Annotated in this window: 25 protein-coding genes; 11 read left to right on the top strand and 14 right to left on the bottom strand. The window is 68.3% G+C overall.

Features of this window, described 5'->3' with window-relative positions; genetic code table 11:
- The first annotated feature begins 69 nt into the window (after positions 1-69).
- Complete coding sequence (locus AB8810_RS21635; RefSeq protein ID WP_179569183.1) at positions 70-465, top strand: hypothetical protein; 396 nt, start codon at positions 70-72, stop codon at positions 463-465.
- Positions 466-577: 112 nt separating this feature from the next.
- Positions 578-2,272 (top strand): peptidoglycan-binding protein, encoded by a 1,695-nt coding sequence (locus AB8810_RS21640; protein ID WP_179569185.1) that lies wholly within the window; start codon positions 578-580, stop codon positions 2,270-2,272.
- Between the two features lie 104 nt (positions 2,273-2,376).
- Here the strand turns inward: AB8810_RS21640 and AB8810_RS21645 are convergent, their stop codons facing one another.
- Genes AB8810_RS21645 through AB8810_RS21660 form a run of 4 tightly spaced genes read right to left on the bottom strand, consistent with a single transcriptional unit; the run spans position 2,377 to position 4,838 of the window.
- Positions 2,377-3,633, bottom strand: a complete 1,257-nt coding sequence (locus AB8810_RS21645) for an MFS transporter (protein ID WP_179569187.1) — start codon at positions 3,631-3,633, stop codon at positions 2,377-2,379.
- Entirely contained in the window at positions 3,630-3,941 is a 312-nt protein-coding gene (locus tag AB8810_RS21650) for a 4Fe-4S dicluster domain-containing protein (protein WP_369914846.1), read from the bottom strand. The genes AB8810_RS21645 and AB8810_RS21650 overlap by 4 nt, the downstream gene beginning before the upstream one ends.
- Positions 3,938-4,255: a hypothetical protein gene (locus tag AB8810_RS21655; RefSeq protein WP_218848428.1), complete on the bottom strand. Its 318-nt coding sequence runs from the start codon at positions 4,253-4,255 to the stop codon at positions 3,938-3,940. The genes AB8810_RS21650 and AB8810_RS21655 overlap by 4 nt, the downstream gene beginning before the upstream one ends.
- Positions 4,256-4,259: 4 nt before the next feature.
- Positions 4,260-4,838 (bottom strand): RNA polymerase sigma factor, encoded by a 579-nt coding sequence (locus tag AB8810_RS21660; protein ID WP_179569191.1) that lies wholly within the window; start codon positions 4,836-4,838, stop codon positions 4,260-4,262.
- Positions 4,839-5,033: 195 nt separating this feature from the next.
- Here AB8810_RS21660 and AB8810_RS21665 point away from each other — a divergent pair, with 195 nt between their 5' ends.
- Positions 5,034-5,516: a DUF962 domain-containing protein gene (locus AB8810_RS21665; RefSeq protein WP_369914847.1), complete on the top strand. Its 483-nt coding sequence runs from the start codon at positions 5,034-5,036 to the stop codon at positions 5,514-5,516.
- Positions 5,517-5,544: 28 nt separating this feature from the next.
- On the opposite strand, the gene AB8810_RS21670 is transcribed toward AB8810_RS21665, so the two are convergent.
- Complete coding sequence (locus AB8810_RS21670) at positions 5,545-6,468, bottom strand: SDR family oxidoreductase (protein WP_179569195.1); 924 nt, start codon at positions 6,466-6,468, stop codon at positions 5,545-5,547.
- 185 nt (positions 6,469-6,653) lie between these two features.
- Here AB8810_RS21670 and AB8810_RS21675 point away from each other — a divergent pair, with 185 nt between their 5' ends.
- The 6 genes from AB8810_RS21675 to AB8810_RS21700 are packed head-to-tail and all read left to right on the top strand — an operon-like array spanning position 6,654 to position 12,557.
- A complete protein-coding gene (locus AB8810_RS21675) occupies positions 6,654-9,485 on the top strand; it encodes a monovalent cation/H+ antiporter subunit A (RefSeq protein ID WP_369914850.1) in 2,832 nt (943 codons plus the stop codon).
- Positions 9,485-9,844, top strand: coding sequence for a Na+/H+ antiporter subunit C (locus AB8810_RS21680; RefSeq protein WP_185814264.1), 360 nt, complete (start codon positions 9,485-9,487; stop codon positions 9,842-9,844). Before AB8810_RS21675 ends, AB8810_RS21680 begins: the two co-directional genes overlap by 1 nt.
- A complete protein-coding gene (locus AB8810_RS21685) occupies positions 9,841-11,403 on the top strand; it encodes a monovalent cation/H+ antiporter subunit D (protein WP_179569201.1) in 1,563 nt (520 codons plus the stop codon). The genes AB8810_RS21680 and AB8810_RS21685 overlap by 4 nt, the downstream gene beginning before the upstream one ends.
- Position 11,404: 1 nt before the next feature.
- On the top strand, positions 11,405-11,905 hold the full coding sequence (locus AB8810_RS21690) for a Na+/H+ antiporter subunit E (protein ID WP_179569203.1): 501 nt from the start codon (positions 11,405-11,407) through the stop codon (positions 11,903-11,905).
- Positions 11,902-12,186: a K+/H+ antiporter subunit F gene (locus tag AB8810_RS21695; RefSeq protein WP_145704729.1), complete on the top strand. Its 285-nt coding sequence runs from the start codon at positions 11,902-11,904 to the stop codon at positions 12,184-12,186. The genes AB8810_RS21690 and AB8810_RS21695 overlap by 4 nt, the downstream gene beginning before the upstream one ends.
- Positions 12,183-12,557, top strand: a complete 375-nt coding sequence (locus tag AB8810_RS21700; protein WP_191826231.1) for a Na+/H+ antiporter subunit G — start codon at positions 12,183-12,185, stop codon at positions 12,555-12,557. Before AB8810_RS21695 ends, AB8810_RS21700 begins: the two co-directional genes overlap by 4 nt.
- Positions 12,558-12,678: 121 nt before the next feature.
- Here the strand turns inward: AB8810_RS21700 and AB8810_RS21705 are convergent, their stop codons facing one another.
- The 3 genes from AB8810_RS21705 to AB8810_RS21715 all read right to left on the bottom strand — a co-directional run bounded on the left by AB8810_RS21705 (position 12,679) and on the right by AB8810_RS21715 (position 15,211).
- Entirely contained in the window at positions 12,679-13,629 is a 951-nt protein-coding gene (locus tag AB8810_RS21705) for a calcium/sodium antiporter (RefSeq protein ID WP_369914851.1), read from the bottom strand.
- A 260-nt stretch (positions 13,630-13,889) separates the two neighbouring features.
- Entirely contained in the window at positions 13,890-14,459 is a 570-nt protein-coding gene (locus tag AB8810_RS21710; protein ID WP_369914853.1) for an imm11 family protein, read from the bottom strand.
- Positions 14,460-14,557: 98 nt separating this feature from the next.
- Complete coding sequence (locus tag AB8810_RS21715; RefSeq protein WP_369914854.1) at positions 14,558-15,211, bottom strand: lectin; 654 nt, start codon at positions 15,209-15,211, stop codon at positions 14,558-14,560.
- Between the two features lie 249 nt (positions 15,212-15,460).
- Here AB8810_RS21715 and AB8810_RS21720 point away from each other — a divergent pair, with 249 nt between their 5' ends.
- Positions 15,461-15,976, top strand: a complete 516-nt coding sequence (locus tag AB8810_RS21720) for a hypothetical protein (RefSeq protein WP_369914855.1) — start codon at positions 15,461-15,463, stop codon at positions 15,974-15,976.
- Between the two features lie 61 nt (positions 15,977-16,037).
- On the opposite strand, the gene hmgA is transcribed toward AB8810_RS21720, so the two are convergent.
- The 3 genes from hmgA to hppD form a co-directional block, all read right to left on the bottom strand.
- Positions 16,038-17,336, bottom strand: coding sequence for a homogentisate 1,2-dioxygenase (gene hmgA, locus AB8810_RS21725; protein WP_206259051.1), 1,299 nt, complete (start codon positions 17,334-17,336; stop codon positions 16,038-16,040).
- A 20-nt stretch (positions 17,337-17,356) separates the two neighbouring features.
- Positions 17,357-17,710, bottom strand: a complete 354-nt coding sequence (locus AB8810_RS21730; protein ID WP_206230405.1) for an endonuclease domain-containing protein — start codon at positions 17,708-17,710, stop codon at positions 17,357-17,359.
- A 144-nt stretch (positions 17,711-17,854) separates the two neighbouring features.
- Positions 17,855-18,967, bottom strand: a complete 1,113-nt coding sequence (hppD, locus tag AB8810_RS21735; RefSeq protein ID WP_369914856.1) for a 4-hydroxyphenylpyruvate dioxygenase — start codon at positions 18,965-18,967, stop codon at positions 17,855-17,857.
- A 134-nt stretch (positions 18,968-19,101) separates the two neighbouring features.
- Between hppD and AB8810_RS21740 the strand changes: the two genes are divergently transcribed.
- Positions 19,102-19,590 carry a MarR family winged helix-turn-helix transcriptional regulator gene (locus tag AB8810_RS21740; protein WP_191826224.1) on the top strand — a complete coding sequence of 163 codons (489 nt, stop codon included), beginning with the start codon at positions 19,102-19,104 and terminating at the stop codon, positions 19,588-19,590.
- A 159-nt stretch (positions 19,591-19,749) separates the two neighbouring features.
- Here AB8810_RS21740 and AB8810_RS21745 read toward each other — a convergent pair whose 3' ends face one another.
- The 3 genes from AB8810_RS21745 to AB8810_RS21755 all read right to left on the bottom strand — a co-directional run bounded on the left by AB8810_RS21745 (position 19,750) and on the right by AB8810_RS21755 (position 23,020).
- Positions 19,750-20,367 (bottom strand): thioredoxin family protein, encoded by a 618-nt coding sequence (locus AB8810_RS21745; protein WP_369914858.1) that lies wholly within the window; start codon positions 20,365-20,367, stop codon positions 19,750-19,752.
- 16 nt (positions 20,368-20,383) lie between these two features.
- On the bottom strand, positions 20,384-21,907 hold the full coding sequence (locus AB8810_RS21750) for a peptide MFS transporter (RefSeq protein WP_206259053.1): 1,524 nt from the start codon (positions 21,905-21,907) through the stop codon (positions 20,384-20,386).
- A gap of 198 nt (positions 21,908-22,105) precedes the next feature.
- On the bottom strand, positions 22,106-23,020 hold the full coding sequence (locus AB8810_RS21755; protein ID WP_191826221.1) for a tryptophan 2,3-dioxygenase: 915 nt from the start codon (positions 23,018-23,020) through the stop codon (positions 22,106-22,108).
- Positions 23,021-23,050: the final 30 nt, after the last annotated feature.

Genomic DNA, 23,050 nt, shown 5'->3' on the forward strand with positions numbered 1-23,050 from the left:
CCGCCAGCGGCGCCCTCACGTTCGCCCTCCCCTGCTTCGACGCCATCGGCCATACAAGGACAGACCGGCATGATCAAGGAATGCCCCGGCGCACGCCTGCACCTGACCACCGTCCCTTCCCAGAGTCAGGCTCCCACCGTGACGCGTGTGGAGCTGGAGCGTGGCGGACAACGCCAGACGCTGGCGCCACCTCCTGAGATGGCGGACTACACCGCGGTGGGCCTGGGCTGCGCACAAGACAAGACAGGAACTGATTATTTCGTCGTCCAGTACGGCGAACTGCCCTACGGTTGCGAGTTTTGCGAATGGTTCTTCCTCTACGACACGCAGGGACGGCTGCTGAATCACGCCACGCCGCCATTGCGCGAACAGGACCACCAGCAAAGCCCGAACAACGACGAGTACGAAGGCAAGCTTGAAGAGCTGGGGCTGAAGCACCCGGAACTGATGCCCTTCCAGCCCTGAGCCAAGGATGTCCATGCGCCGGCGATGGCGGCACGTGGCCGATGCAGTACGCAGTACATGGAGCAGCACCCCTCGCAAGGAAGAATCTGTCTCATAGAAAGGAACGCACGATATGACCGACGACACGATCTACACCGACATGGTGCAACCGCGCGGCAACGCCTACCGCAGCGACCAACTCAAACCCTGGAGCCACTATCGCGAACCCATCGACAGCGAAGATGGCCGACTTCATGGCGAATCCCGCCGCTGGGGCGACGCCAGCCCGCAAACCCAGTCCAGGGTGATAGATAGCCTGATAGACGCCTCCCACGATGCCGGACTTTCAGCGCGAGAAACCGCTTACGTGCTTGCAATCGCCCGGGTCGAATCAGGCTTCAATCCCGATGCGGCGGCGGGGACCACATCGGCTTCTGGCCTGGGCCAGTTCATCGATCGCACCGGCGCCCATTACGGCATTAACGGGACCAATCGTTTCGATGTGCAGACACAGTCGCAGGCGCTGGTGCAGCACTTCGTCGAAAACCGCAATCTCGCGCATAGCCGTGGCCAGGGCGAGGACTACATTTACAAATACCACCACGACGGCCCCACCCAAAACCATGGCGGCCTTGCCCTGTCCCGACGCGAAATCACGCCCTACCTGGAGCGCTACGAGCAGTTCGTGGAGCAGCACCGCGCCCAGACGCAGGGACACGCGCCAAACCAGCCGGCGGCAACGGCGCCGCCAAGCGAATCGCGCACTTCCCGCAGCGATTTCCAACAGACCATGGAACGCATGCTACCCGGCCAAGGTGGTACCGATGCGCACATTACCGGCCACTACGGCGAGCACCGCGGCAGCCGCGGCGCGCACGGCGGCACCGACTTCAACTACGAAGGCGGGCAAGCCGGACTCAACAAGCAGCACCCAACGGTGCATGCGCCGATCGCCGGCACGGTGACCTTCTCCGGCGGCCAGTACGGCACGGTGAAGATCCTCGATGCGCAGGGCAATTCGCACGAGATCCTGCACCTGGACTCGCGTTCGGTGCGCCAGGGCCAGACGGTGAACGCCGGCGATCCGATCGGCACGATGGGCGGACGCGGTCCCGAAGGGCCCAACCAGTACGCCCAGCACGTGCACTACCAGATCAAGGGCCCGAACGGGGCCACGATCAGCCCGGAAACCTGGTGGAACCAGGGCCGCCAGGTCGAGGCCGGCGAGCGTGGCCAGCACCATGCCGCGACCGGGACGCTGGTCCACGGCGACCACAACGAGGGCGTCCGCACGCTGCAGCAGCAACTCAACCAGCTTGGCGTGCGCGATGCGCACGGGAAGCCGCTGACCGAAGACGGTCGCTTCGGCGACAACACGCGCGACGCGGTACGCACCTACCAGCAGACGCATGGGTTGCTGGTCGACGGCAAGGCCGGGACGCAGACGCTGGGCAGCCTGCGCGAACAACTGCGCGCTCCGCAGGAGCAGGCACAGGCGCCACAGCGCCAGACGCCTGCCGAGGCCGATCCACTGGTCAAGGCGGTACGCGAGCGCATGCCGGAAGGCACCACGCCCGAGGTCGCCGCCAATGTGGCGCTGCAGGCCAAGCAGAGCGGCATCGACAGCGCCGACAAGCTGCGCAGCATCACTGTACAGGACGACAAGGCCTACGTGCTCGGCACCACGCCCGGTTTCCGCGCGGTGGTGGACCTGCAACAGCCTGCGCCGCCGCTGGAGCAGACCAATGCGCGGTTGCTGGCCAGCCATGCGGCGCAACAGCAGAACGTGCAGGAAGAGCAGCAACGGATCGTGCAGGGCGGGCGCTGACGCCTGTCGCTTCCGCGCTGCCGGCGCTCGCGTGCGACAGCACGCGCGCCGGCAGCGTGCAGGTACTCGGCGTGACGCGCGGCGCGTCCGCCGCGCCGCGCGCTTCAACCTGCCGCAGTGCCCTGCAGGGCCGGCTCGCGCGGCATGCTCCGTTGCAGGCCGCGTAGCAGGACCCAGGCCACCAGGGACACGGCGACGACCACGTAGCCCACCACCGGGAAGTGCTGCAGCTTGCCGTCGGCCCCCATGGTGACGATGTGCCCGGCGATCAGCGATGCCAGGCCGCCGGACAGTTGCTGCACGGAGGCACCGATCGCGTTGAACGCCCCGCGCTGCTGCAGCGCCGGTACCGAGGCGGCCAGTGCCTGGTACGGAATCATGCGCGAGAAGATCGCGGCGAACAGCAGCACATTGACCACGATCAGCACCGGCAGCGAGACCCGGCCAAGATGGGTGTAGATCAGCACCATGAGGATGCTGAGCGCGGTGCCGAAGGTGAACACACGCAAGGTGCCGAAGCTGTCGGTCGCCCTGCCGATCAACGGGCCGAACACGATGGCGCAGACCCCGGTGATCAGATAGATGGTGGGCAGACTGTGCAGGTCGATGCCGAGATTGCCGACGAGGTACGCACTGCCGAACGGCATCAGCATGAAGCCGCCGGTGCTCAGCAGCGCGGTCGTCGCGAACGCCAATTGGTAGCGCGGCACGGCGAGGGTGCGCAGCAGATGCCGCCATGCGCCGTGTTCGCGCGGCGCCTGCAGATGTCCGGCGACCGGTTGCAGCTTCCACGCCACGACCAGGCCGGCGGCCAGGCCGAGCGCGGCCATCGCCAGGAATGGCGCATGCCAGTCCCAGCGGTTGGACAGGTACAGGCCGATCGGAATCCCCAGCACCTGGCTGGCGGCGAAGGCGGTCTGGATCAATCCCATCACCCGGCCACGCAGCTGCGCGGGGAACAGGTCGGTGGCGATGGCCAGCACCACCGAGCCGATCACGCCGCCGAACAGCCCGGTGACGATGCGCGCCAGCAACAGGCTGTGGAAGCTCTGCGCCAAGCCGCACCACGCGGTGCCGACCACGAAACCGGTGTAGAAGAACAGCAGGATCTTCTTGCGATCGAACCTGTCGGCAAAACCTGCCGTCAGCAAGCCCGACGCCGCGGCGCTGAACGCGTACGCGGACACGACCAGGCCGAATTGGGTCGGGCCGATGCGCAGCGCGGGCATGATGGTGGCACCCAGCGGCGACATCAGCATGAAATCGAGGATGACCGCGAACTGCAGGAACGCCAGCATGCCCGCCACCACTTTCTGGTAGGCGGTGAAGCCGGATGGGACGACGGCGGCGTCGGCGCTCATGGCTGCGGCATCCGGCGGCGCAGGCTGATGGCATGTTCCGGGCACGCAGCGACGCACAGGCCGCAGCCGAGGCAGGCGTCGGCCTTGGGCGTATACGCCACGCGCATGCCATGCACGCGCAGCTTGAACCGGGGCCGCCATCCAAGCTCCGCATAGTCGGCCGCATCGATGCGCCGCAGTTCGAATACCTGCTCCGGGCACACCTGCACGCAATCGCCCTTGCCCTCGCAGCGCGCCAGTTCGACGATCGGCGCCACCGTCCCGGGCGGCTGCCTGCAGACGGTCAGCGCACTATCAAGAGGCGTCATTGGCGTTCGCCCCGGTGCCGGCGGCGGTGCATGGCGTGCCTGAACTGCTCGCGCTCTTCCGGCGTCATCGCCTGCCATTTCTCCCAGTGGCGGTGTCTGTGCCAGCCACCGTGCCCGCGGAATCCGCCGAACAGGATGCGGCTGAGCACCAGCAATCCCAGCGCATGCGGATAGTCGATCGGGTGTGCGCCACTCACCGCGAACGGCACGACCGCATTCCACAGCAGCATGACCACCGCGCCGAGGACGGCCAACGCCGCCAGCACGAACACCGCCTTGCCCAGATATCTCGCTTTGAATGCCATCTCGTTCACTCCTTCAGGATTCGAGTTCGTCGTAAGCCGTTTGCAGGCGCGCGCGCAGGTACAGCACGGCGTAGCGCTTGCGTGCCAGCAAGGTGTTGATCGCGATGCCGCTGTCGGCCGCCATCTGCTTGAAACTGCGGCCTTCGAATTCGTGGGCCACGAACACCTCGCTCTGGCTCTGCGGCAGCTCGTCGAGCGCCTGCTGCAAGGCCAACAGCAGGCGCGCGCGCGCATACGCCGCGTCCGGTCCGCCGCCGGGCGCCGGCAGCGCCAGATCCAGGCGCAGCGTGTCGTCGTCGGCGTCCTCGCCGGCGTCGTCGCGGTACTCCTGCAGCGGCTGCGCGTTGCGTTTGCGGAAGCGGTCGATGATGCGGTTGCGCGCCACCTGGAACAGCCAGGCGCTGGCCTGCTCGATCGGCGCGGGAAGCCTGTAGGCCTGCACGAACTCGGACAGCACGTCCTGCAGGATGTCCTCGGCCTCGGCGCGGTCGAGCACGCGGCGGCGGATGAAGTTGCCGAGCCTGGAGCGCTCGCGCAGGACCGTCGCGGCGATGGCGCGGTCGGTCTCGGGCGCTGGGTTCGTTGGGCTCATGCTGTTGCAGACGTGGCAGCGCGGCCGATATTGTGGCCGGCGCCGGTTTTTTTCGCGCGTGCCGCAAGCCGTCGCAAAACGGACCCGGCCGCAGGCGCCGGCGCCCGCTGCGAGAGGTGCGCCGGCTTGTGCCGCCCGCTGTCTCCGCGTCGCTGCCTGGATGGCGCTATGCTGGTCCGATTCCTGGGAGGGAAGATGGATACCACCGCCTACGCGCGCCCGATCGACCGCTATTTCGCCAGCTATTCCGACGATCACCGCAATGCCGCCAACCAGCGCATCCATGTGCTGGCGGTGCCGGCGATCCTGTGGTCGGTGGTGGCGCTGCTGTGGTGCATCCCGGTCGGCGGCAGCTGGTTCCAGAGCGGGCTGTGGGCGGCACTGGGCATGTTCGCGGCGTGGATGTTCTACAACCGGCTGTCGCGGCCGCTGGGCTACGGCATGCTGGCCACCTTCTTCTTCTGCGGCTGCCTGTGCCGGCTGCTGGAGGCGCGCCTGGGCCTGCACGGCCTGCTGTGGCTGGCCATCGGCGTGTTCGTGGTGGCCTGGATCGCGCAGTTCGTCGGGCACAAGCTGGAAGGCCACAAGCCCAGCTTCCTCACCGACCTGGTGTACCTGCTGATCGGGCCGGCCTGGGTGCTGGCCAAGCTCTATCGGCGCATGGACTGGCGCTACTGAACCTGGCGCCGGGCCTGCTGCCCGCGCCTCAGCGCGGCACGCCCAGCATCGCCGCATCCGGTGCGAAGGCGCGCGGCGCGTAGCCGAAATCGCGCTGCGCCGGCGCCAGATCGAACACCAGGTCCTCGCCCATGCGCTGCAGCGCGGCGCGGTTCATGCCGCGCAGGCGGCCGCCGGCATGGGCGATGCCCAAAGCCAGCGCGAACAGCGCATGCGGCAGCGACAGCAGCCGCGCCGGCGGCTGCAATGCGGCCAGCACGCGCCGCACCATCTCGCGGTAGCTGAGCACTTCGCCGCCGCCCAGCGCATAGCTACGGCCATGCGTGGCCGGATGCGCCAGCACCGCCAGCGCCGCATCGGCCAGGTCCTGCACGTGCACCGGCTGGCGCAGGCCGCGCGCACTGCGCGGCAGCACGAACCAGCCGCTGCGCCGCGCCAGCGTGGCGATCGCGCTCAGCGTGCGGTCGCGGCCGGCGCCGTAGACGAGCGTCGGACGCAACACGGTCACCGCGGCGCCGCGTTCGGCCGCGGCGGCGAACAGGGCCGCCTCGGCCTCGCGCAGGCGCCGGGCGACGTCGCGTTCGGCGGCGTCCAGCGAATCGCGCTTGACCTCCAGGCTGGTGGAACCGAACGCGACCACGCGCGATGCGCGCAGCGGCGTGCGCCGGTACCAGTCGGCGAACGCATCCAGCGGACCGCAACTGAAGATCGCCTCGGCCTGCACCGGCGGCGCCTGCAGCTGGCTCAATTCGCCCGGATGCCAGTGCAGGCCGTCGCGCGGCGTTTGCGGCGTGCGCGAGAACGCATGCACCTGCCAGCCGGCGGCCAGCAGACCGTGCAACAGGCGCTCGCCGATCTGGCCGCTGCCGCCGAACAGCAGCGCCACGCGCGCTTGGGCCGTGGGCGTAAGCGTCGGGGAGGCGGCAGCGGTCGCAGGGGGCGCATCGGTCATCGCAGAAGCATAGCGAGCGCGCGCCGCCGCGCCCAATCCCGTGACCGCCACGCGCTCGCAAGCGCATCACCTGGCCTGCGCTATCGTGGCGCGATGACCTTGCATGCGCCGACCACCATCGCAGGCCAGCGCCGCGGAGTGCCTGTTACACTCGGGCTCCTGCTCGCGAATCTCGTATTCCCTGCATGATCCCCGCTCTGGACATCCTGCTGGCCTTGCCGTTCCTGATGGCGGCGGCCGTCATCGCCCTGCGCCATCGTTCGCGCGCCACGCTGGCCTGGGTCGCCGCGGCGGCGCCGTTGGCCGGGCTGATCCTGCTCGGCACCCTGACCCCGACCGTGCTCGGTGGCGGTATCGTGCGCGCCGACCACGCCTGGCTGCCGCAGATCGGACTGCAGTTCTCGCTGCGCCTGGACGGACTGGCGTGGATGTTCGCCGGGCTGGTGCTGGCGATCGGCGCGCTGGTGGTGATGTACGCGCATTACTACCTCAGCGCGCGCGAGAACGCGGCGCGCTTCTACGGCTACCTGCTGCTGTTCATGGGCGCGATGCTGGGCATGGTGATCGCCGGCAATCTGCTCTTGCTGATGGTGTTCTGGGAACTGACCAGCATCAGCTCGTTCCTGCTGATCGGGTTCTGGTCGCATCGCAAGGATGCGCGCGACGGCGCGCGCATGGCGCTGGTGATCACCGGCGGCGGCGGCCTGGCGCTGCTCGGCGGCGTGCTGCTGATCGGGCGTATCGTCGGCAGCTACCAGCTCGATGCGGTGCTCGCCGCCGGCGACGCGATCCGCGCCAGCGCGCTGTATCCATGGGCGTTGGGGCTGATCCTGCTGGGCATCTTCACCAAGAGCGCGCAGTTCCCGTTCCATTTCTGGCTGCCGCATGCGATGGCGGCGCCGACGCCGGTGTCGGCGTATCTGCACTCGGCGACGATGGTCAAGGCCGGCGTGTTCCTGCTGGCGCGCCTGCATCCGGCGCTGGCCGGCAGCGACCTGTTCTTCTACACGGTCAGCGGCGTCGGCGCGGTCACGCTGCTGGTCGGCGCCTGGTACGCGATCTTCCAGCACGACCTGAAGGGGTTGCTGGCGTATTCGACGATCTCGCACCTGGGCCTGATCACCATGCTGTTCGGGCTGTCCACGCCGATGGCGGTGGTGGCCGGCGTGTTCCACATCCTCAACCATGCGGTATTCAAGGCCTCGCTGTTCATGGCCGCCGGCATCATCGACCACGAGACCCACACCCGCGACATGCGCCGGCTCGGCAACCTGCGCCGCTGGATGCCGTTCACCAGCGCGCTGGCGATCATCGCCTCGCTGTCGATGGCCGGCATTCCGCTGCTCAACGGGTTCCTGTCCAAGGAGATGTTCTTCGCGCAGGCGCTGGACGCCGACGGCCCGGTGGCGATGCGCGTGTTCACCGCCACTGCGGCGCTGCTGGCCGGCGTGTTCGGCGTCGCCTACAGCCTGCGCTTCGTCTACGAGACGTTTTTCGGCAGCGGCCCGCGGCAATTGGACGCCATGCCGCACGAGCCGCCGCGCTGGATGAAGATCCCGGTGGAGATCCTGGTGCTGCTGTGCGTGGCGGTCGGCATCTTCCCGGCGCTGACCGTGGCGCCGGTACTGCGCACCGCGGCCGGCGCGATCCTCGGCGACGCGCTGCCCGCGTACAGCCTGGCGGTCTGGCACGGCTGGAACGCGCCGCTGGCGATGAGCATCGCCGGCGTGGTCGGCGGCGTGGCGCTGTATTTCGGCCTGCGCCGGCTGACCGTGCTGTACACCGAAGTGCGCCGCTCGCTGGGCAAGCGCGTGTTCCACTGGCAGGTGGACGCGCTGTTCGGCATCGCCGCGCGCTTCACCCGCGTGCTGACCAACGGCAGCCTGCAGCGCAGTCTGCGCTGGCTGCTGCTGAGCGCGGTGGTGGTCGCCGCGGCGCCGTTCGTCGCCGCGCCGCCGCTGTGGAGCCAGTGGCCGGCACCGCAGCCGATGCCGCTGCTGGGCTGGGCGCTGTGGCTGCTGATCGTCAGCTGCGCGCTGGCCACCTTGTTCCTGTACCGGCAGCGGCTGCTGGCGGTGCTGGTGATCGGCGGCAGCGGCCTGGGCGTGAGCCTGGTGTTCGTGTTCCTGTCGGCGCCGGACCTGGCGCTGACCCAGCTGCTGGTGGAGATGGTCACCCTGGTGCTGATGCTGCTGGCGATGAACTACCTGCCCAAGGCCTCGCCGGTGGAACCGCAGCGCTGGCGCAAGCTGCGCGATGCGGCGCTGGCGATCGCCGCCGGCACCGGCATGGCCTTGCTGGCGTATTCGGTGATGACCCGGCCGGCGGCGACGATGGCCGGCGAGCTGTTGCAGCGCGCGCTGCCGGAGGCCTACGGGCGCAACGTGGTCAACGTGATCCTGGTCGATTTCCGCGGCTTCGATACGTTCGGCGAGATCACCGTGTTCGGCATCGCCGCGCTGGTGGTGCACGCGCTGCTGCGGCGCGCGCGGATGGCGCCTGAGAAAGTGATGCCGGGGCCGCCGATCAAGCTGCCGGTGCCGGCCGACCTGGCGCAGCTGATGTTCCCGCTGACCCTCACCGTGTCGATCTTCCTGTTCCTGCGCGGGCACAACGCGCCCGGCGGCGGCTTCATCGCCGGGCTGGTGCTGGCGGTGCCGCTGCTGATCCAGTACGTGATCCAGGGCGCGGCCTCGGTGGAATCGCGCTTCGGCTTCGACTACATCCGCTGCATCGGCCTGGGCCTGTTGCTGGCCGCGCTCAGCGGCATGGCCTCGATGCTGTTCGGGGTGCCGTTCCTGACCAGCGGCCACTACGACCTCTACGTGCCGCTGATCGGCGACATCCCGCTGGCCAGCGCACTGGGCTTCGATACCGGCGTGTACCTGGTCGTGTTCGGCGGCACCATGCTGACCCTGTCGATGATGGGCACGATCAAGCCCTCGCGCACGCGCGAGTCGCAGCGCGGCGAGATCGATCCGGCGCAACGTTCGGCACGCACCGGGGAGATGCGCTGATGGAACTGGCATTGGCGAGCGCGATCGGCGTGCTGACCGCGGTCGGCGTGTACCTGCTGCTGCGCGCGCGCAGCTTCGACGTGATCCTGGGCATGACCGTGCTGTCCTACGCCACCAACCTGCTGATCTTCGCCGGCGGGCGGCTGGTGCAGGGCAAGGCGCCGGTGCTGCGCGACGGCGTGGCGCCGACCCTGGCCGACTACACCGACCCGCTGCCGCAGGCGCTGGTGCTGACCGCGATCGTGATCGCCTTCGCGATGACCGCGGTCAGCATCGTGCTGGCGATGCGCAGCCGCGGCGACAACCGCAGCGACCACGTCGATGCGCGCGTCGATCACGACGGCGGCAGCGCGCTATGAACCACCTGCTCATCCTGCCGATCCTGATCCCGCTGCTGGGCGCGGCGTTGTCGCTGTTCGTGGAGCACCGCCGCTACGGGCGCCACGTGCGCCGCGCGGTGGCCTGGACCGCGATGGCGGCGCTGGCGGCGGCGGTGATCGCGCTGTTCGTGCGCGCCGGCGACGGCCAGGTGCAGGTCTACCTGCTCGGCGACTGGCCGTCGCGGCTGGGCATCGCGCTGATGGCCGACCGCCTGTCGGCGTGGATGCTGCTGACCACCACCCTGCTCGCCGCGGCCTGCCTGCTGCACGCCTGCGCCGGCTGGGACCGGCGCGCGCCGCACTTCCATGCGCTGTTCCAGTTCCAGCTGGTCGGGCTCAACGGCGCGTTCCTGACCGGCGACGTGTTCAACCTGTTCGTGTTCTTCGAGGTGATGCTGATCGCCTCCTACGGCCTGCTGCTCAGCGGCGGCCGCGGCCTGCGCCTGCGCGTGGGCTTCCACTACGTGGTGTTCAACGTCACCTCCTCCACCCTGTTCCTGATCGCGCTGGGCCTGCTGTACGCGCTGCTCGGCTCGTTGAACATGGCCGAGCTGTCGCAGCGCATCGCGCAGGCGCCGCCGGAGAACCTGCGCCTGATCAAGGCCACCTTCGGCCTGCTGCTGCTGGTGTTCTGCGCCAAGGCCGCGCTGCTGCCGCTGTACCTGTGGCTGCCGGAAACCTATGCGCGCGCGCCGGCGCCGGTGGCGGCGCTGTTCGTGGTGATGACCAAGGTCGGGCTGTACGCGGTGCTGCGGGTCAGCACGCTGATCCTGGGCAACCAGGCGCAGGCACTGGACGGCTACGGCCGCGCATGGCTGCTGTGGCTGGGTATCGGCACGCTGCTGCTGGCCGCGCTGGGCGTGCTGGCCGCGGTGCGCCTGCGGGTGCTGGTCGGCTACCTGGTGATCGTGTCGGCGGCGACGCTGTTCATCGCCTTCGCGCTGGATGCGCCGGGCACGCTCGGCGCCGGCCTGTACTACCTGGCGCACAGCAGCTTCGTGGCCGCCGCGCTGTTCCTGATCGCGGACCTGATCCGCCGCCGCCGCGGCGACGCCAGCGACCGCAAGGAAGTGATCGCGCCGCTGCCGGGCAAGACCGTGCCCGGCGTGCTGTTCCTGATCGCCGCGGTCTCGGTGGCGGGGCTGCCGCCGCTGTCCGGATTCCTGGCCAAGGTCGCGATCCTCAGCGCCACGCCGGCGGGCAATGCCGGCCCGGTATGGGCCGCGGTGCTGCTCAGCAGCCTGATGGTGATCATGGGCCTGACCCGTGCCGGCGTGCGCCTGTTCTGGCGCGTGCCGGGCGACCAGCACCTCGACGACGACGGCATCGAACAACCGCCGCCGCCGCAGCCGCGCAAGGCGCGCGCACGGCCGCTGGAAACCGCGGCGACGCTGCTGCTGCTCGGTTACGGCGTGGCGATGACGGTCGCCGCCGGGCCGATGCTGCGCTATACCGAAGCCGCCGCCGCGCAGTTGCTGCGTCCGGCCGATTACGCCACCGAGCTGCGCGCGACCGCGCCAGCGCTGCGGGAGCCCTGACATGCACCGTCCCTGGTTGCGCCGCCTGTTTCCGTCCTGGCCGCTGAGCGTCACCGTCACCGTGTTCTGGCTGTTGATGAGCGACAGCTTCGGCCTGGGCCAGTTGCTGTTGGGCGCGGTGCTGGGCGTGGCGGTGCCGCTGTTCGCCGCGCGCCTGGACCGCGAGTTCGCGCGCATCGGCTCGCTGCGCTCGGTGCCGAAGATGCTGTGCGTGGTCGCCTGGGACATCGTGCGCTCCAACGTGGTGGTGGCGCTGCAGGTACTGGGCCCGGAATCGCGGATCCACCCCGGCTTCATCTGGGTGCCGCTGGACATCGCCAACATCCACGGCATCGCCGCGCTGACCAGCATGATCACGCTGACGCCGGGCACGGTGTCGGCGGCGCTGTCGGACGACCGCAAATACCTGTTGGTGCACGTGCTGCACCTGGACGACGCCGAGACCGTGATCCGGCAGATCAAGACGCGCTACGAAGCGCCCCTGATGGAGATCTTCCCATGACCGGCCACATGTTCATCGAGGGCACCATCGCCGTGTGCATGCACGTGGTCGCCTTGGCGATGCTGCTGGCGCTGTGGCGGCTGCTGCGCGGGCCGACCGTGCCCGACCGCATCCTGGCGCTGGATACGCTGTCGGTGACCGCGATCGCCGAGCTGATGCTGTTCGGCATGTACCTGGATTCGCCTGTGTACTTCGAAGCGGCATTGGTCATCGCCATGCTCGGCTTCGGCAGCACCGTGGTGCTGAGCAAGTACGTGCTGCGCCGGGATATCGTCGAATGATCGGGCTGCTGCAGGTCGGGCTGTCGCTGCTGCTGATCGTCGGCTGCTTCTTCATCCTGCTCGGCGCGCTGGGCCTGGTGAAGCTGTCGGACTTCTTCAAGCGCCTGCACGCGCCGACCAAGGCCAGCACGCTGGGCGTGGGTTGCGTGCTGCTGGCTTCGGTCGGCTACCACCTGTTCCTGGGCCAGGACCCGCAGCCGCGCGAATTGCTGATCACCGCATTCCTGTTCATCACCGCGCCGATCAGCGCGCACATGATGGCCAAGGCGGCGCTGTCGCTGATGATGGAGCAGCGGCCGCAGGTGCCCGACAGCCGCGATCATGCCGACAAGGAAGGGCTGCCGCCGGCGGCGCAGGACGACGAGCGCTGACCGCGTGGACGAAGTCCTGTAGGAGCGGCTTCAGCCGCGACCGGGGCGTTACCGGTAATGCCGGTCGCGGCTGAAGCCGCTCCTACAGGTGGCGTCGCCTTGAACAGGCTATAGCCGCGCCTCACCCCACCAACGCCACTTCCAGCCCGACCCAGGCCAGGAACGCGACCAGCAGCACCGCGCCTTCGCCGCGGCTGATGCGCATGTCGCCGCGCAGCATCGGATACAGCACCACGCTCAGCGCCACCGCCGCCGGCAGTTCCAGGCGCACGAACGAGGCCGGCAACGGCAGCGGGCGCAGCGCCGCCATGCCGCCGATCACCACCAGCAGGTTGAACAGGCTGGAGCCGAGCACATGCCCGACCACCATGTCGCCCTGCCCGCGGCGCGCGGCGGCGATCGCGGCGACGGCTTCCGGCAGCGCGGTGCCGATCGCCACCGGCAGCAGGCCGACCAGCAGCGGCGACAGGCCCCAGGCGGCGCCGAGCCGCGGCGCCGCATCGACGACGAGCTTGGCGCCGAAATACAGCAGCACGCTCGCGATCAGCAGGCGCAGCAGGTTCAGGCCCAGCGCGGTGCGCGTCACCGCATAACCGGACAGGCCGAGCTGGCGCGCGGCGTCTTCGTTGCGCGCGCGGCGCAGCAGAAACACCACCACGCCGACGAAGCCCAGCAACAGCAACACGCCTTCCAGGCGCGAGATCGCCCCGTCCAGGCCGAAGCCGATCAGGGCCAGCGTCGCCACCGCCAGCACCAGCAGCAACGGGGCGAGCATCCGCGTGCGCACCAGCAGCGGTGCCGCCAGCGCGGCCAGCGCCAGGGTCAGGCCCAGGTTGGCGATGTTGCTGCCGACCGCATTGCCCAGCGCCAGGTCCTGCGCGCCGACCATGTAGGCGCGCGCGTTGACCGCCAGTTCCGGCAACGAGGTTCCGAACGCCACCAGCAGCAGGCCGGCGACGAACGGCGAGGCGCCGCAGCGCTGCGCCAGGCCCGAAGCCGCCTTGACGATCGAATCGCCGCCCAAGGCCAGCAGCAGCAGTCCCACCAGCACCAAGCCGATCGCGCTCGCCATCGCCCATCCCCTCGCCATTACGATGCGCGATTCTATGCGCAGCGCGGATGATGCGGCCGTCATCGTGGGCACCGGGCGGGGGGCGGCTGGCTGGCCAGACGGATTTCTTCGGGGGAAAAGGGTGCCGGCGGCGTGGATCGCAACCGTCGCCGCTGCACCCGTAAAGCCCGCGGACCGGCGAGCCGGTCAAGCTCGCGGTCGAATTCCTGAAGGAAACAAAAAAGAGCGACAAGGCCCTTCCATCACCCCCCCCGTTTATCTCACACTCGAATACCGTTGGAGCAGTCCACAAACCGCAAGCCTTCAAGCCCGGAAGCCTCGCATTGCTGTTTCAGCTGCTGGGAAACGAAAATGCGCTGCGAGCTTTCCTGGGCCCGAACGAGGTGGTGCCCCCCCAACGCCGCAGGCGGCAGGCTCTGAAGCGTTGTGAATCGCAGAGGTCCATCAGGCATAAAGCCGAACATGGGGGCATGCCGGGAGTGTTCGAGGTCGATGCAAGGCACCGTCTGGATCACATTGAAGACGTAGAAGCCCTGCAACCGTTCCTCTTTGAGGTAGACGTCGGCGGGAAACAATTGAACGTCGTCCGGATATTGGCGCAACACCTCCGCCATTGCCTGGCTGACGAATTCGAGCGTGTCGCTTTGAAGGAGATCGAACGCCAGCAGGCGCGACTTGCTTACTTTCTTGTTGTTTCTGAAGGTCGGGGTGGCAGCAACCGACGATTGCGTTTCGCCACTGATGAACAGCAGATGGTCGGGCGAGAGCTTCTGGTCGTATTTGAACCAGAAAATTTCCGAGTAGCTCTCACTGATGTCCAATAGGTACATGGCATTCCCTGCAGCGACCTGCACGCGTTGATCTTCATCCAGCGTGCATGCCCAGTGCCTACCTGCCCTGGGCGCCGACAACCGGCTTGACGCCTGCGCTAGCCGCAGCCTTCCACGTAGTCCACCTGCGGCGGCAGGCCCACGCGCCAAGAGGTGGCCCTGCCCGCGGCGTCGGTCTCGAACACCAGGACGCCGGACTGGGCAGTGCTGCCAGCGATGCGCAGGACCTTGCCGCCTTCGATGTACTTGTGCGGCTGCTCTTCCACGCGCCCGGCGTACAGCGCGCGCAATTGCGCCAGGTCCATGCCGACCTTGCCGCCGCCCGGCGCGGTTTCCTTGGCGGTGCGCACGTCGTAGCGGACCAGCTTGTCGGCTTCGAACATCAGGCCGAAGTCGCTGCCGCCCTTGGCCCAGCGCGGCCTGAGGACGTAGCAGCCGCCCGCCTCGCCGGGCTGCCCATCGAGTTCGCCGCCCCAGGCCGCGCGCGCCTGCGCCGCGCTCATGCCCAGGCGCAGGTCGCCATAGCCATCGTCGCGAGCCAGCTGGCGCTCGGCCGGGGCCATCTCCGGCGGCATCGCCGCGGCCGGGGCCTGCGCCGGGGGCACATCGGTGTCGGGCTGGTCCAGCGCCGGCGGCGGCAAGGCGCCGTCGTCCGCCGCGACGGGCGCGGGCGGTGGCGCGGACGACGGCGACTTGTCGCAGGCGCTCAGCGCGAGCAGCAGCAATGCAGCGGCAGGCAGGGTCGGCTTCATCGCAGTTCCTCGCAAGAGCAGTGCATAGGCTAGCGCGCGCGCCGCGCGCATGCACTGACTGCATTGCGGAATCGCGATGCAGACCCGTCATCTCATCGCCATCGCTCGTGGCGGCAGTGGCAGTGGCTGCGTCAGCGCCGCATCGCGTCGCGCCGCACGAATGCGCCTCCTACGACAGCCGACCTGCGTCGCCTGTCATCAGTGTTTCACCGCCGATCGCCAAGCTTCTTCCCTTCCGGTACCGCCACCATGCATCCGCGCAAGACCGCCCTCGCCCTCGCGGCACTGCAATCCCACGCCGCGCCGCTGGACATGCGCCAGCGCCGTGTCCTGATCCTGGCCGACGGCCAGCGCAGCGTCGACGAACTGGCCGCGCTGGGCGGCAGCAACGCCGCGGCGATCGTGCAGACGCTGTTGCAGCAGGGCTATCTGGACGACGGCCGCGCAACCGCCGGACCGCCCCCGGCCGCGACGCCGCCCGCGCCCGCCATCGCGCCGGCGGATCCGCGTCGCGCGCTGCTCAACGCGCGCATGTATCTGCTCGACCTGCTGCAACTGCAGCGCCATCCGGCCTCGCGCCCGCTGCAGCAGCAGTTGCGCGACGCGCGCGAGGAAGCGGCCACGCTGCAGGCGATCGCGGACGCGCTGCGGGCGATGCCGGAAATGACCTCCGAGCGCTATGCGCAACGCATCCGCGAGCGCGTGCTGGAGGTGCTGCCGGCACCGCTGCACGCGCCGCTAAACGCATCGCTGGAAGCCGCCTGAGCGCGTCGTCGCAGGTGTCGGCCCGCGCGCGACGCGGACCGGATGGCCCGCGCCGCAGCGCTCAGGGCGTGCGGAAGTTGCGCCGCAGGCCCTGCCAGCATTGCTGGTAGTCGCGCTGGCGATGCGTCGCCGCCAATGCCTGCGCGGTCGGGCGCAGCACCGCGCGGGTCTCGAACATGAAGGCCATGGTGTCGGCGATCACGTCCGGCCGCGACAGGTCCGCCTGCGAGGCCTTGTCGAAGGTCGCCGCATCCGGGCCATGCCCGCTCATGCAGTTGTGCAGCGAGGCGCCGCCGGGGGCGAAGCCTTCGGCCTTGGCGTCGTAGACGCCGTGGACCAGGCCCATGAACTCGCTGGCCACGTTGCGGTGGAACCACGGCGGCCGGAACGTGTGCTGCGCCACCAGCCAGCGCGGCGGAAAGATCGCGACGTCCAGGTTGGCGGTGCCCGGCGTGTCGCTGGGCGCGGTGAGCACGGTGAAGATGCTGGGATCGGGATGGTCGAAGCTGATCGAGCCGATGGTGTTGAAGCGGCGCAGATCGTACTTGTACGGCGCGTAGTTGCCGTGCCAGGCGACCACGTCCAGCGGCGAATGCGCGATCGGCGCCTGCCACAGGTGGCCCTGGAACTTGGCGATCAGCGCGAAGTCGCCTTCGTCTTCCTCGTAGGCGGCCACCGGGGTCAGGAAATCGCGCGGATTGGCCAGGCCGTTGGCGCCGATCGGCCCCAGGTCGGGTAGCCGCAACAGCGCGCCGAAGTTCTCGCACACGTAGCCGCGCGCCTGCCCGTCGGGCAGCGCGACGCGGAAGCGCACGCCGCGCGGGATCACCGCGATCTCCTGCGGTTCCAGCTCCAGCATGCCCAGTTCGGTGTGCAGCTGCAGCCGGCCCAGTTGCGGCACGATCAGCAGTTCGGCGTCGGCGTCGTAGAAGAAACGCCCCTGCATCGACGCGTTCGCCGCGTACAGATGCACCGCCACGCCATGCTGCGCCTCGGCCGAACCGTTGCCGGCCATCGTGTACAGGCCATCGACGAAATCCACCGCGGTCTGCGGCAGCGGCAACGGACTCCAGCGCAGTTGGTCCGGCGACACCGGTCCGGCATTGAAGTCGTTGTGGAAGCCGGCAGCCTGGGTGTACGCGGCGAAGCCGCCGTGCAGCGCCGCCGGGCGGATCCGGTACAGCCAGCTGCGCCGGTTGACGCCGCGCGGCGCGGTGAACGCGGTGCCTGACAGCTGCTCGGCGTACAGGCCATGGGCCACGCGCTGCGGCGAGTTCTGCCCGACCGGCAGCGCGCCCGGTACCGCCTCTGTGGCGAATTCGTTGCCGAAGCCAGACATGTAGCGATGATGGTCATGCATGAACTTTAGCCTTCGCGAGATCAAGCCCCTCTCCCATCGGCGACCAAAGGAAGTCCCCGTGGGAGAGAGGGGTTGGGGTGAGGGTACGGAGCCACCATAACGCCGCAAATCACCTGAATCACGGCGTCCGTCGACAGCAGCACATCGTTGTTCCAGAAGCGGACGATTCGCCAGCCTTGCGACTCAAGCCAGCGCGTTCTCGCCGCATCGCGTGGTTCGCCGTGTTGCGAGCCATCGAGCTCGACGATCAGCCTGGATGCGACACAGCAAAAATCAGCGACATAGGGAGGAACAGGATACTGGCGCCGAAACTTGAAGCCTTGCAATTGGCCGCCTCTCAGGCAACTCCACAGTTTGCGTTCGGCGTCGGTCATAGTCCGACGCAGCAAGCGTGCGTTTTCCAGTGTTGAAGTGGGGAGCGGCGGTTTGACTCTCATTGAGCCACCGTACCCTCACCCCAACCCCTCTCCCGATGGGAGAGGGGCTTTTGCCGTGTCGGCGCATGCTGGTCCCGACCGTCAGAGCACGCCGCGCTTCATCTGGTCGCGCTCGATGCTCTCGAACAGCGCCTGGAAGTTGCCTTCGCCGAAGCCTTCGTTGCCCTTGCGCTGGATGATCTCGAAGAAGATCGGGCCGATGCAGTTCTGGGTGAAGATCTGCAGAAGCTTGCGCTGCTTGGTCTCCGGGTCGGCATCGATCAGGATCTTGTTCCTGGCCAGCCGCGCCACGTCTTCGCCGTGGTTGGGAATGCGCTGGTCGATCACTTCGAAGTACGCGTCCGGGGTATCCAGGAACTCCACGCCGGCCGCGCGCATCCGCTCCACGGTCTCGTAGATGTCGTCGGTGAAGCAGGCGATGTGCTGGATGCCTTCGCCGTGGTAGGCGTCCAGGTATTCGTTGATCTGGCTCTTCGGATCGGACGATTCGTTGAGCGGGATGCGCACCACGCCGTCCGGCGCGGTCATCGCCTTGGAGGTCAGCCCGGTCTTGGCGCCCTTGATGTCGAAGTAGCGGATCTCGCGGAAGTTGAACAGGCGCTCGTAGTAGTCCGACCAGCGCTGCATGTTGCCGAAGTAGAGGTTATGGGTCAGGTGGTCGATGAAGGTCAGGCCGAAACCGGCCGGATGCGGCTCGGCGCCGGGCACCGGTTCGAAGTCGGCGTACACCGAGCCCTTATCGCCATAGCGGTCGACCAGGTACAGCATGCAGTCGCCGATGCCCTTGACCACCGGCGCCGGCACCGCGCGGGTGTCGGCCTTGTCGCCGATGGCCTCGCCGCCGTTCTCCAGCACCTTGGCGAACACCTCCTCGGCCGGATGCCGGAAGCGGATCGCGAAACCGCAGGCGCAGGGACCGTGCGCGGCGGCGAAATCGGCGGCGAACGACTCCGGGTCTTCGTTGACCAGGAAGTTGACCCCGCCCTGCCGGTACACGGTGATCGCGCGGCTGCGATGGCGCAGCACCGCGCTGAAGCCCATGCTGCGGAAGTAGGCGTGCAACCGTTCGCCCTGCCCGGCCGGCGCGGCGAACTCGACGAACTCGAAGCCGTCGATGCCCATCGGGTTCTCGAAGGTGGTGACCTGCATGCCCAGGTTGGCCGGCTGGGACGGATACTGCGGTTGTGCGCTCATGGCTCGTCTCCTGGAGGACGCGGGCAGCGCCCGGCCGAAATTTCGGATGCGGACGGACGCCAGACTCGCGAGAATGGACAGTAGTCTCCTCCGTTATAGTTACAAATGAAACCACCAGCAAGGTGCAATGCAGCATGACGTCTATCGCCCCAAACGCCCCGCCCGCGCCCGAGCAGCCCTCGCTCGACCTGGAGCAGTTCCTGCCTTACCGCATCAGCGTGCTGTCCAACCGGATCAGCAGCAACATCGCCCGCGTCTACGGCGAGCGCTACGGCATGGCGGTGACCGAATGGCGGGTGATGGCGGTGCTGGCGCTGTACCCGGGGCTGTCGGCCGGCGAGGTGTCCGAGCGCACCGCGATGGACAAGGTGGCGGTGAGCCGCGCGGTGGCACGATTGCTGGAACGCGGCTTCATCCAGCGCGAGACCCATGGCGACGATCGCCGCCGCTCGGTGCTGCACCTGTCCGAGGCGGGGGTGGAGGTCTACCAGGTGATCGCGCCGATGGTGCTGGAATGCGAGCGCCGCCTGCTGGCGCCGTTCAACGAGGAGGAGCAGCGCGTGTTGAACCGGCTGATCGATCGGCTGGCGGCCGAAGGGCTGCCGAGCATGACCGGCAAGTGAGGAAGGCACGGCGCCTGCCTGAAGCGGGCGCTGCCGCAAGTTCCTGCAGGAGCGGCTTCAGCCGCGACAGACGCTATCGGTAACGCCCGTCGCGGCTGAAGCCGCTCCTGCAGGGAGCACGCGCCTTTCAGCGATCCGGGAAAACGCCCCGGGCTGCGCTCAGGTCTTCGGCGGCGCCCACTGCTTGAGGAAGTCGAAGAACTTCTTGCGGTCGTAGCCCTCGCCCTTTTCCAGCTCGCCGGTGAGCTGCGAGTGCAGCAGCTTGCCGTCGGCATCGAGCACCAGCAGGTGCGGATAGGCCTCGATCTTCGGGTACTGGGCCAGGAACGCTTCGTTCTTGTTTTCGTCGCTGTAGTTGACCTTGACCCACACGTAGTTGGCGTCGCGGAAGCTGCGCACCTCGGCGTCGCCCTCGATGAAGTCGTCGAGGATGTGGCATCGCGCGCACGACTCGCCGCCCACGTCGAGCAGGATGCGCTTGCCGCCGCGCTTGGCTTCCACTTCGGCCGTTTCCAGGTCGTTGGCCGGATCGCGGTTCGGATCGAACTGCGCGCCCAGCGCCGCCGCCGCGGCCACATCGGCGGCGGCGGGCGTGTTGCCCGAGGCCACCGGCTGGTTCGGATCGGCCACCGGCGGCTTCTGCACCGAGGTGTCCAGCGGCTTGGCCGGTGCCTGTTCCGGCTCCGGCGCAGGCGCCTTGCCGCAGCCGCCCAGGGCCAGCATCAGCGCCGCCACGCTGCCTATCGTCTTGATCGTCTTGATCGTCTTGTTCGACATTGCGATCTACCTCACGTCATTTGACACCGTGCATCAACTTGTTGATCAGCGGTGCAATCAGGAACAACAACACACCCGAGCCGAGCAGGGCCCAGAAACCGAAAGTGTAGCCCTTCAGCGCCGAGTCCACGGTCATCCCGGTCTCGCCGCTGACGCCTGCGGCGAAGATGCCGGACAGGTTGTTGCCGATCGCGGTGGACAGGAACCAGCCGCCCATCGCGAAGCCCACGACCTTGGTCGGCGCCAGCTTGGTGGTCATCGACAGGCCGATCGGCGACAGGCACAGCTCGCCCACGGTCTGGATCACGTAGACCATGAACAGGGTCCAGAACGGGATCTTGCCGGAGCCGTCGACCAGCGAGGACAAGGCGAACATCAGCAGCGCGAAGGCCAGGCCGTTGAAGATCAGGCCCAGGCCGAACTTGCGCGGGATCGACGGGTTGGACGACTTCAGCGCCACCCACAGCCACACGAACACCGGGCCCAGCACCAGGATCGCCAGCGTATTGACCGACTGGAACCAGCCGACCGGGAACATCCAGCCGCCCAGGTCGCGCTCGACGATGTTCTGCGCCAGGAAGTTGAACGAACTGCCGGCCTGCTCGAAGAACATGAAGAACATCACGTTGAACACGAACACGATCAGCATCGCGATCGAGCGGTCGCGCGGCACGCGGCCCTCGCGGATGCCTTCGATCAGGATCATCGCGCACAGCGCGACGAACAGCGCGGTGAGGATCCAGCCGAGGATGCCGGCATCGATCAGCAGCAGGCCGTAGGCCACCGGGATCACCACCAGCGTCGCCAACAGCACCCCGATCGTGCGCCCCATGCCCTCGCCGCCGGCCGGCGGCCGGCCGACCGCGCCGAGCTGGTGGCGTCCGATCCAGAACCACACCAGGCTGATCAGCATGCCGATGCCCGACGCGATGAACACGTACTTGTAGGCCGGCATCGCCTCGGTGCCGAACAGCTTGTCGGCGAGCAGGCCGGTCAGGATCGGCGCGAAGAAGCCGCCGGCGTTGATGCCCATGTAGAAGATGGTGAAGCCCGAATCGCGGCGCGGATCGTTCAGCGGATACAGCTTGCCGACCATGGTCGACACGTTCGGCTTGAACAGGCCGTTGCCGGCGATGATCGTGGCCAGGCCGATCTTGAACACCTCTTCGTTCGGCACCGCGATCAGGAACAGGCCCACCGACATGACCACCGCGCCGATCAGCAGCGAGCGCTGGTAGCCGATCAGCCGGTCGGCGACGAAGCCGCCGAACAGCGCCGAGGCGTAGACCAGCGCCAGGTAGGCGCCGTACAGCCGGTTGGCCGGGGCCTCGCCCGCGCCGGAGCCCTGGAAGAACTCGGCGACGATGTACAGGGTCAGCGCCCAGCGAATTCCGTAGAACGCGAAGCGCTCCCAGAATTCCGTCATGAACAGCAGCCACAATGGCCGTGGATGGCCCAGCAGGGTCTTGAATTCGGGCGGTTGCGCTGGCGGCTGCGGCGGTGAGGCTGGGGGGTGCGACGCGACGTCGTCAACGCTCATGCGGTGTTCCCTTGCGTATTCAGTATGGGCTGGGGCGATTCCCGGCCGGGCCGGGGAACGGGCGAGCATCACCGACAGTTGGCGCTGGCGTCAAATGGCCGGGAGTGGGGAGTGGGGAGTGGGGATTCGCAAGCGCCCCCTCGGGCTGCAGCGGGTCATGTCTCCCGGGCACGCATGCGCGTGCGCCGGCGTACGTGCTCAGGCCCCGGATTCCGCACTGCCGGCGGCCGCTGCGGGCGGCGCCGCATCGCGACCGTCCGGCAGCCCCACCGAGGTGCGCACCTCGAACAGTTCCGGGAAGAAGGTCAGCGCCAGCGCCTGCTGCAGGAAGCCCACGCCGCTGGAGCCGCCGGTGCCGCGCTTGAAGCCGATCACCCGCATCACCGTGCGCATGTGGCGGAAGCGCCACAGCTGGAACTGGGTCTCCAGGTCCACCAGGTCCTCGCACAGCGCGTATTCGCGCCAGTAGCGGTCGGTGTTCTCGTAGATGCGCTCGAACACCGGCCGCAGCAGCGGATCGCTGACATGCGGCTGGCGCCAGTCGCGCGCCCGGTACTGCTCGGGAATCGCATGCCCGAAGCGGGTCAGGTAGCGCAGGAATTCCTCGTACAGGCTGGGCGCTTCCAGCACCGCCTGCAGCGCCGCCTGGCCGTGCGGGTCGTGGCCGAACACGCGCAGCATCTGTTCGTTCTTGTTGCCGAGCAGGAACTCGATGGTGCGGTACTGCAGCGACTGGAAGCCCGAGGCCGGGCCGAGCACGTCGCGGAAGCCCATGTATTCGGACGGGGTCAGCGTCTCCAGCACCGACCACTGCTCGGTCAGCTGGCGCAGCACCTGCTTGCTGCGCGCCAGCACCTTGCGGCACTGCCAGACCTCGTCGCGTTGCAGGTGCATGATCGCCGCGCGCAGCTCGTGCGCCAGCAGCTTCAGCCACAGCTCGGAGGTCTGGTGCTGGATGATGAACAGCATCTCGTCGTGGTGCGGCGGGTCCGACAGCGGCTGCTGCGCGGACAGCAGCTGGTCCAGCCGCAGGTAGCCGCCGTAGGTGACGCGGCCTTCCAGGTCGGTGTGGATGCCGGCTTCGAGCGGGCGCTGGTTCTGTTCGACTGGCATGGGCGGCAACGGCGATCCGGGGCCGGCAAG

Origin of the sequence: Xanthomonas sp. NCPPB 3005 (genome assembly GCF_041228095.2) — a bacterium.
Taxonomy (GTDB): Bacteria; Pseudomonadota; Gammaproteobacteria; order Xanthomonadales; family Xanthomonadaceae; genus Xanthomonas_A; species Xanthomonas_A bonasiae.

Bases quoted from the DNA above. Each gene is read 5' to 3' on its own strand.
- AB8810_RS21635 (WP_179569183.1), top strand. From the start codon at position 70: ATGATCAAGGAATGCCCCGGCGCACGCCTGCACCTGACCACCGTCCCT.
- AB8810_RS21640 (WP_179569185.1), top strand. From the start codon at position 578: ATGACCGACGACACGATCTACACCGACATGGTGCAACCGCGCGGCAAC.
- AB8810_RS21645 (WP_179569187.1), bottom strand. From the start codon at position 3,633: ATGAGCGCCGACGCCGCCGTCGTCCCATCCGGCTTCACCGCCTACCAG.
- AB8810_RS21650 (WP_369914846.1), bottom strand. From the start codon at position 3,941: ATGACGCCTCTTGATAGTGCGCTGACCGTCTGCAGGCAGCCGCCCGGG.
- AB8810_RS21660 (WP_179569191.1), bottom strand. From the start codon at position 4,838: ATGAGCCCAACGAACCCAGCGCCCGAGACCGACCGCGCCATCGCCGCG.
- AB8810_RS21665 (WP_369914847.1), top strand. From the start codon at position 5,034: ATGGATACCACCGCCTACGCGCGCCCGATCGACCGCTATTTCGCCAGC.
- AB8810_RS21670 (WP_179569195.1), bottom strand. From the start codon at position 6,468: ATGACCGATGCGCCCCCTGCGACCGCTGCCGCCTCCCCGACGCTTACG.
- AB8810_RS21675 (WP_369914850.1), top strand. From the start codon at position 6,654: ATGATCCCCGCTCTGGACATCCTGCTGGCCTTGCCGTTCCTGATGGCG.
- AB8810_RS21680 (WP_185814264.1), top strand. From the start codon at position 9,485: ATGGAACTGGCATTGGCGAGCGCGATCGGCGTGCTGACCGCGGTCGGC.
- AB8810_RS21685 (WP_179569201.1), top strand. From the start codon at position 9,841: ATGAACCACCTGCTCATCCTGCCGATCCTGATCCCGCTGCTGGGCGCG.
- AB8810_RS21690 (WP_179569203.1), top strand. From the start codon at position 11,405: ATGCACCGTCCCTGGTTGCGCCGCCTGTTTCCGTCCTGGCCGCTGAGC.
- AB8810_RS21695 (WP_145704729.1), top strand. From the start codon at position 11,902: ATGACCGGCCACATGTTCATCGAGGGCACCATCGCCGTGTGCATGCAC.
- AB8810_RS21700 (WP_191826231.1), top strand. From the start codon at position 12,183: ATGATCGGGCTGCTGCAGGTCGGGCTGTCGCTGCTGCTGATCGTCGGC.
- AB8810_RS21705 (WP_369914851.1), bottom strand. From the start codon at position 13,629: ATGGCGAGCGCGATCGGCTTGGTGCTGGTGGGACTGCTGCTGCTGGCC.
- AB8810_RS21710 (WP_369914853.1), bottom strand. From the start codon at position 14,459: ATGTACCTATTGGACATCAGTGAGAGCTACTCGGAAATTTTCTGGTTC.
- AB8810_RS21715 (WP_369914854.1), bottom strand. From the start codon at position 15,211: ATGAAGCCGACCCTGCCTGCCGCTGCATTGCTGCTGCTCGCGCTGAGC.
- AB8810_RS21720 (WP_369914855.1), top strand. From the start codon at position 15,461: ATGCATCCGCGCAAGACCGCCCTCGCCCTCGCGGCACTGCAATCCCAC.
- hmgA (WP_206259051.1), bottom strand. From the start codon at position 17,336: ATGCATGACCATCATCGCTACATGTCTGGCTTCGGCAACGAATTCGCC.
- AB8810_RS21730 (WP_206230405.1), bottom strand. From the start codon at position 17,710: ATGACCGACGCCGAACGCAAACTGTGGAGTTGCCTGAGAGGCGGCCAA.
- hppD (WP_369914856.1), bottom strand. From the start codon at position 18,967: ATGAGCGCACAACCGCAGTATCCGTCCCAGCCGGCCAACCTGGGCATG.
- AB8810_RS21740 (WP_191826224.1), top strand. From the start codon at position 19,102: ATGACGTCTATCGCCCCAAACGCCCCGCCCGCGCCCGAGCAGCCCTCG.
- AB8810_RS21745 (WP_369914858.1), bottom strand. From the start codon at position 20,367: ATGTCGAACAAGACGATCAAGACGATCAAGACGATAGGCAGCGTGGCG.
- AB8810_RS21750 (WP_206259053.1), bottom strand. From the start codon at position 21,907: ATGAGCGTTGACGACGTCGCGTCGCACCCCCCAGCCTCACCGCCGCAG.
- AB8810_RS21755 (WP_191826221.1), bottom strand. From the start codon at position 23,020: ATGCCAGTCGAACAGAACCAGCGCCCGCTCGAAGCCGGCATCCACACC.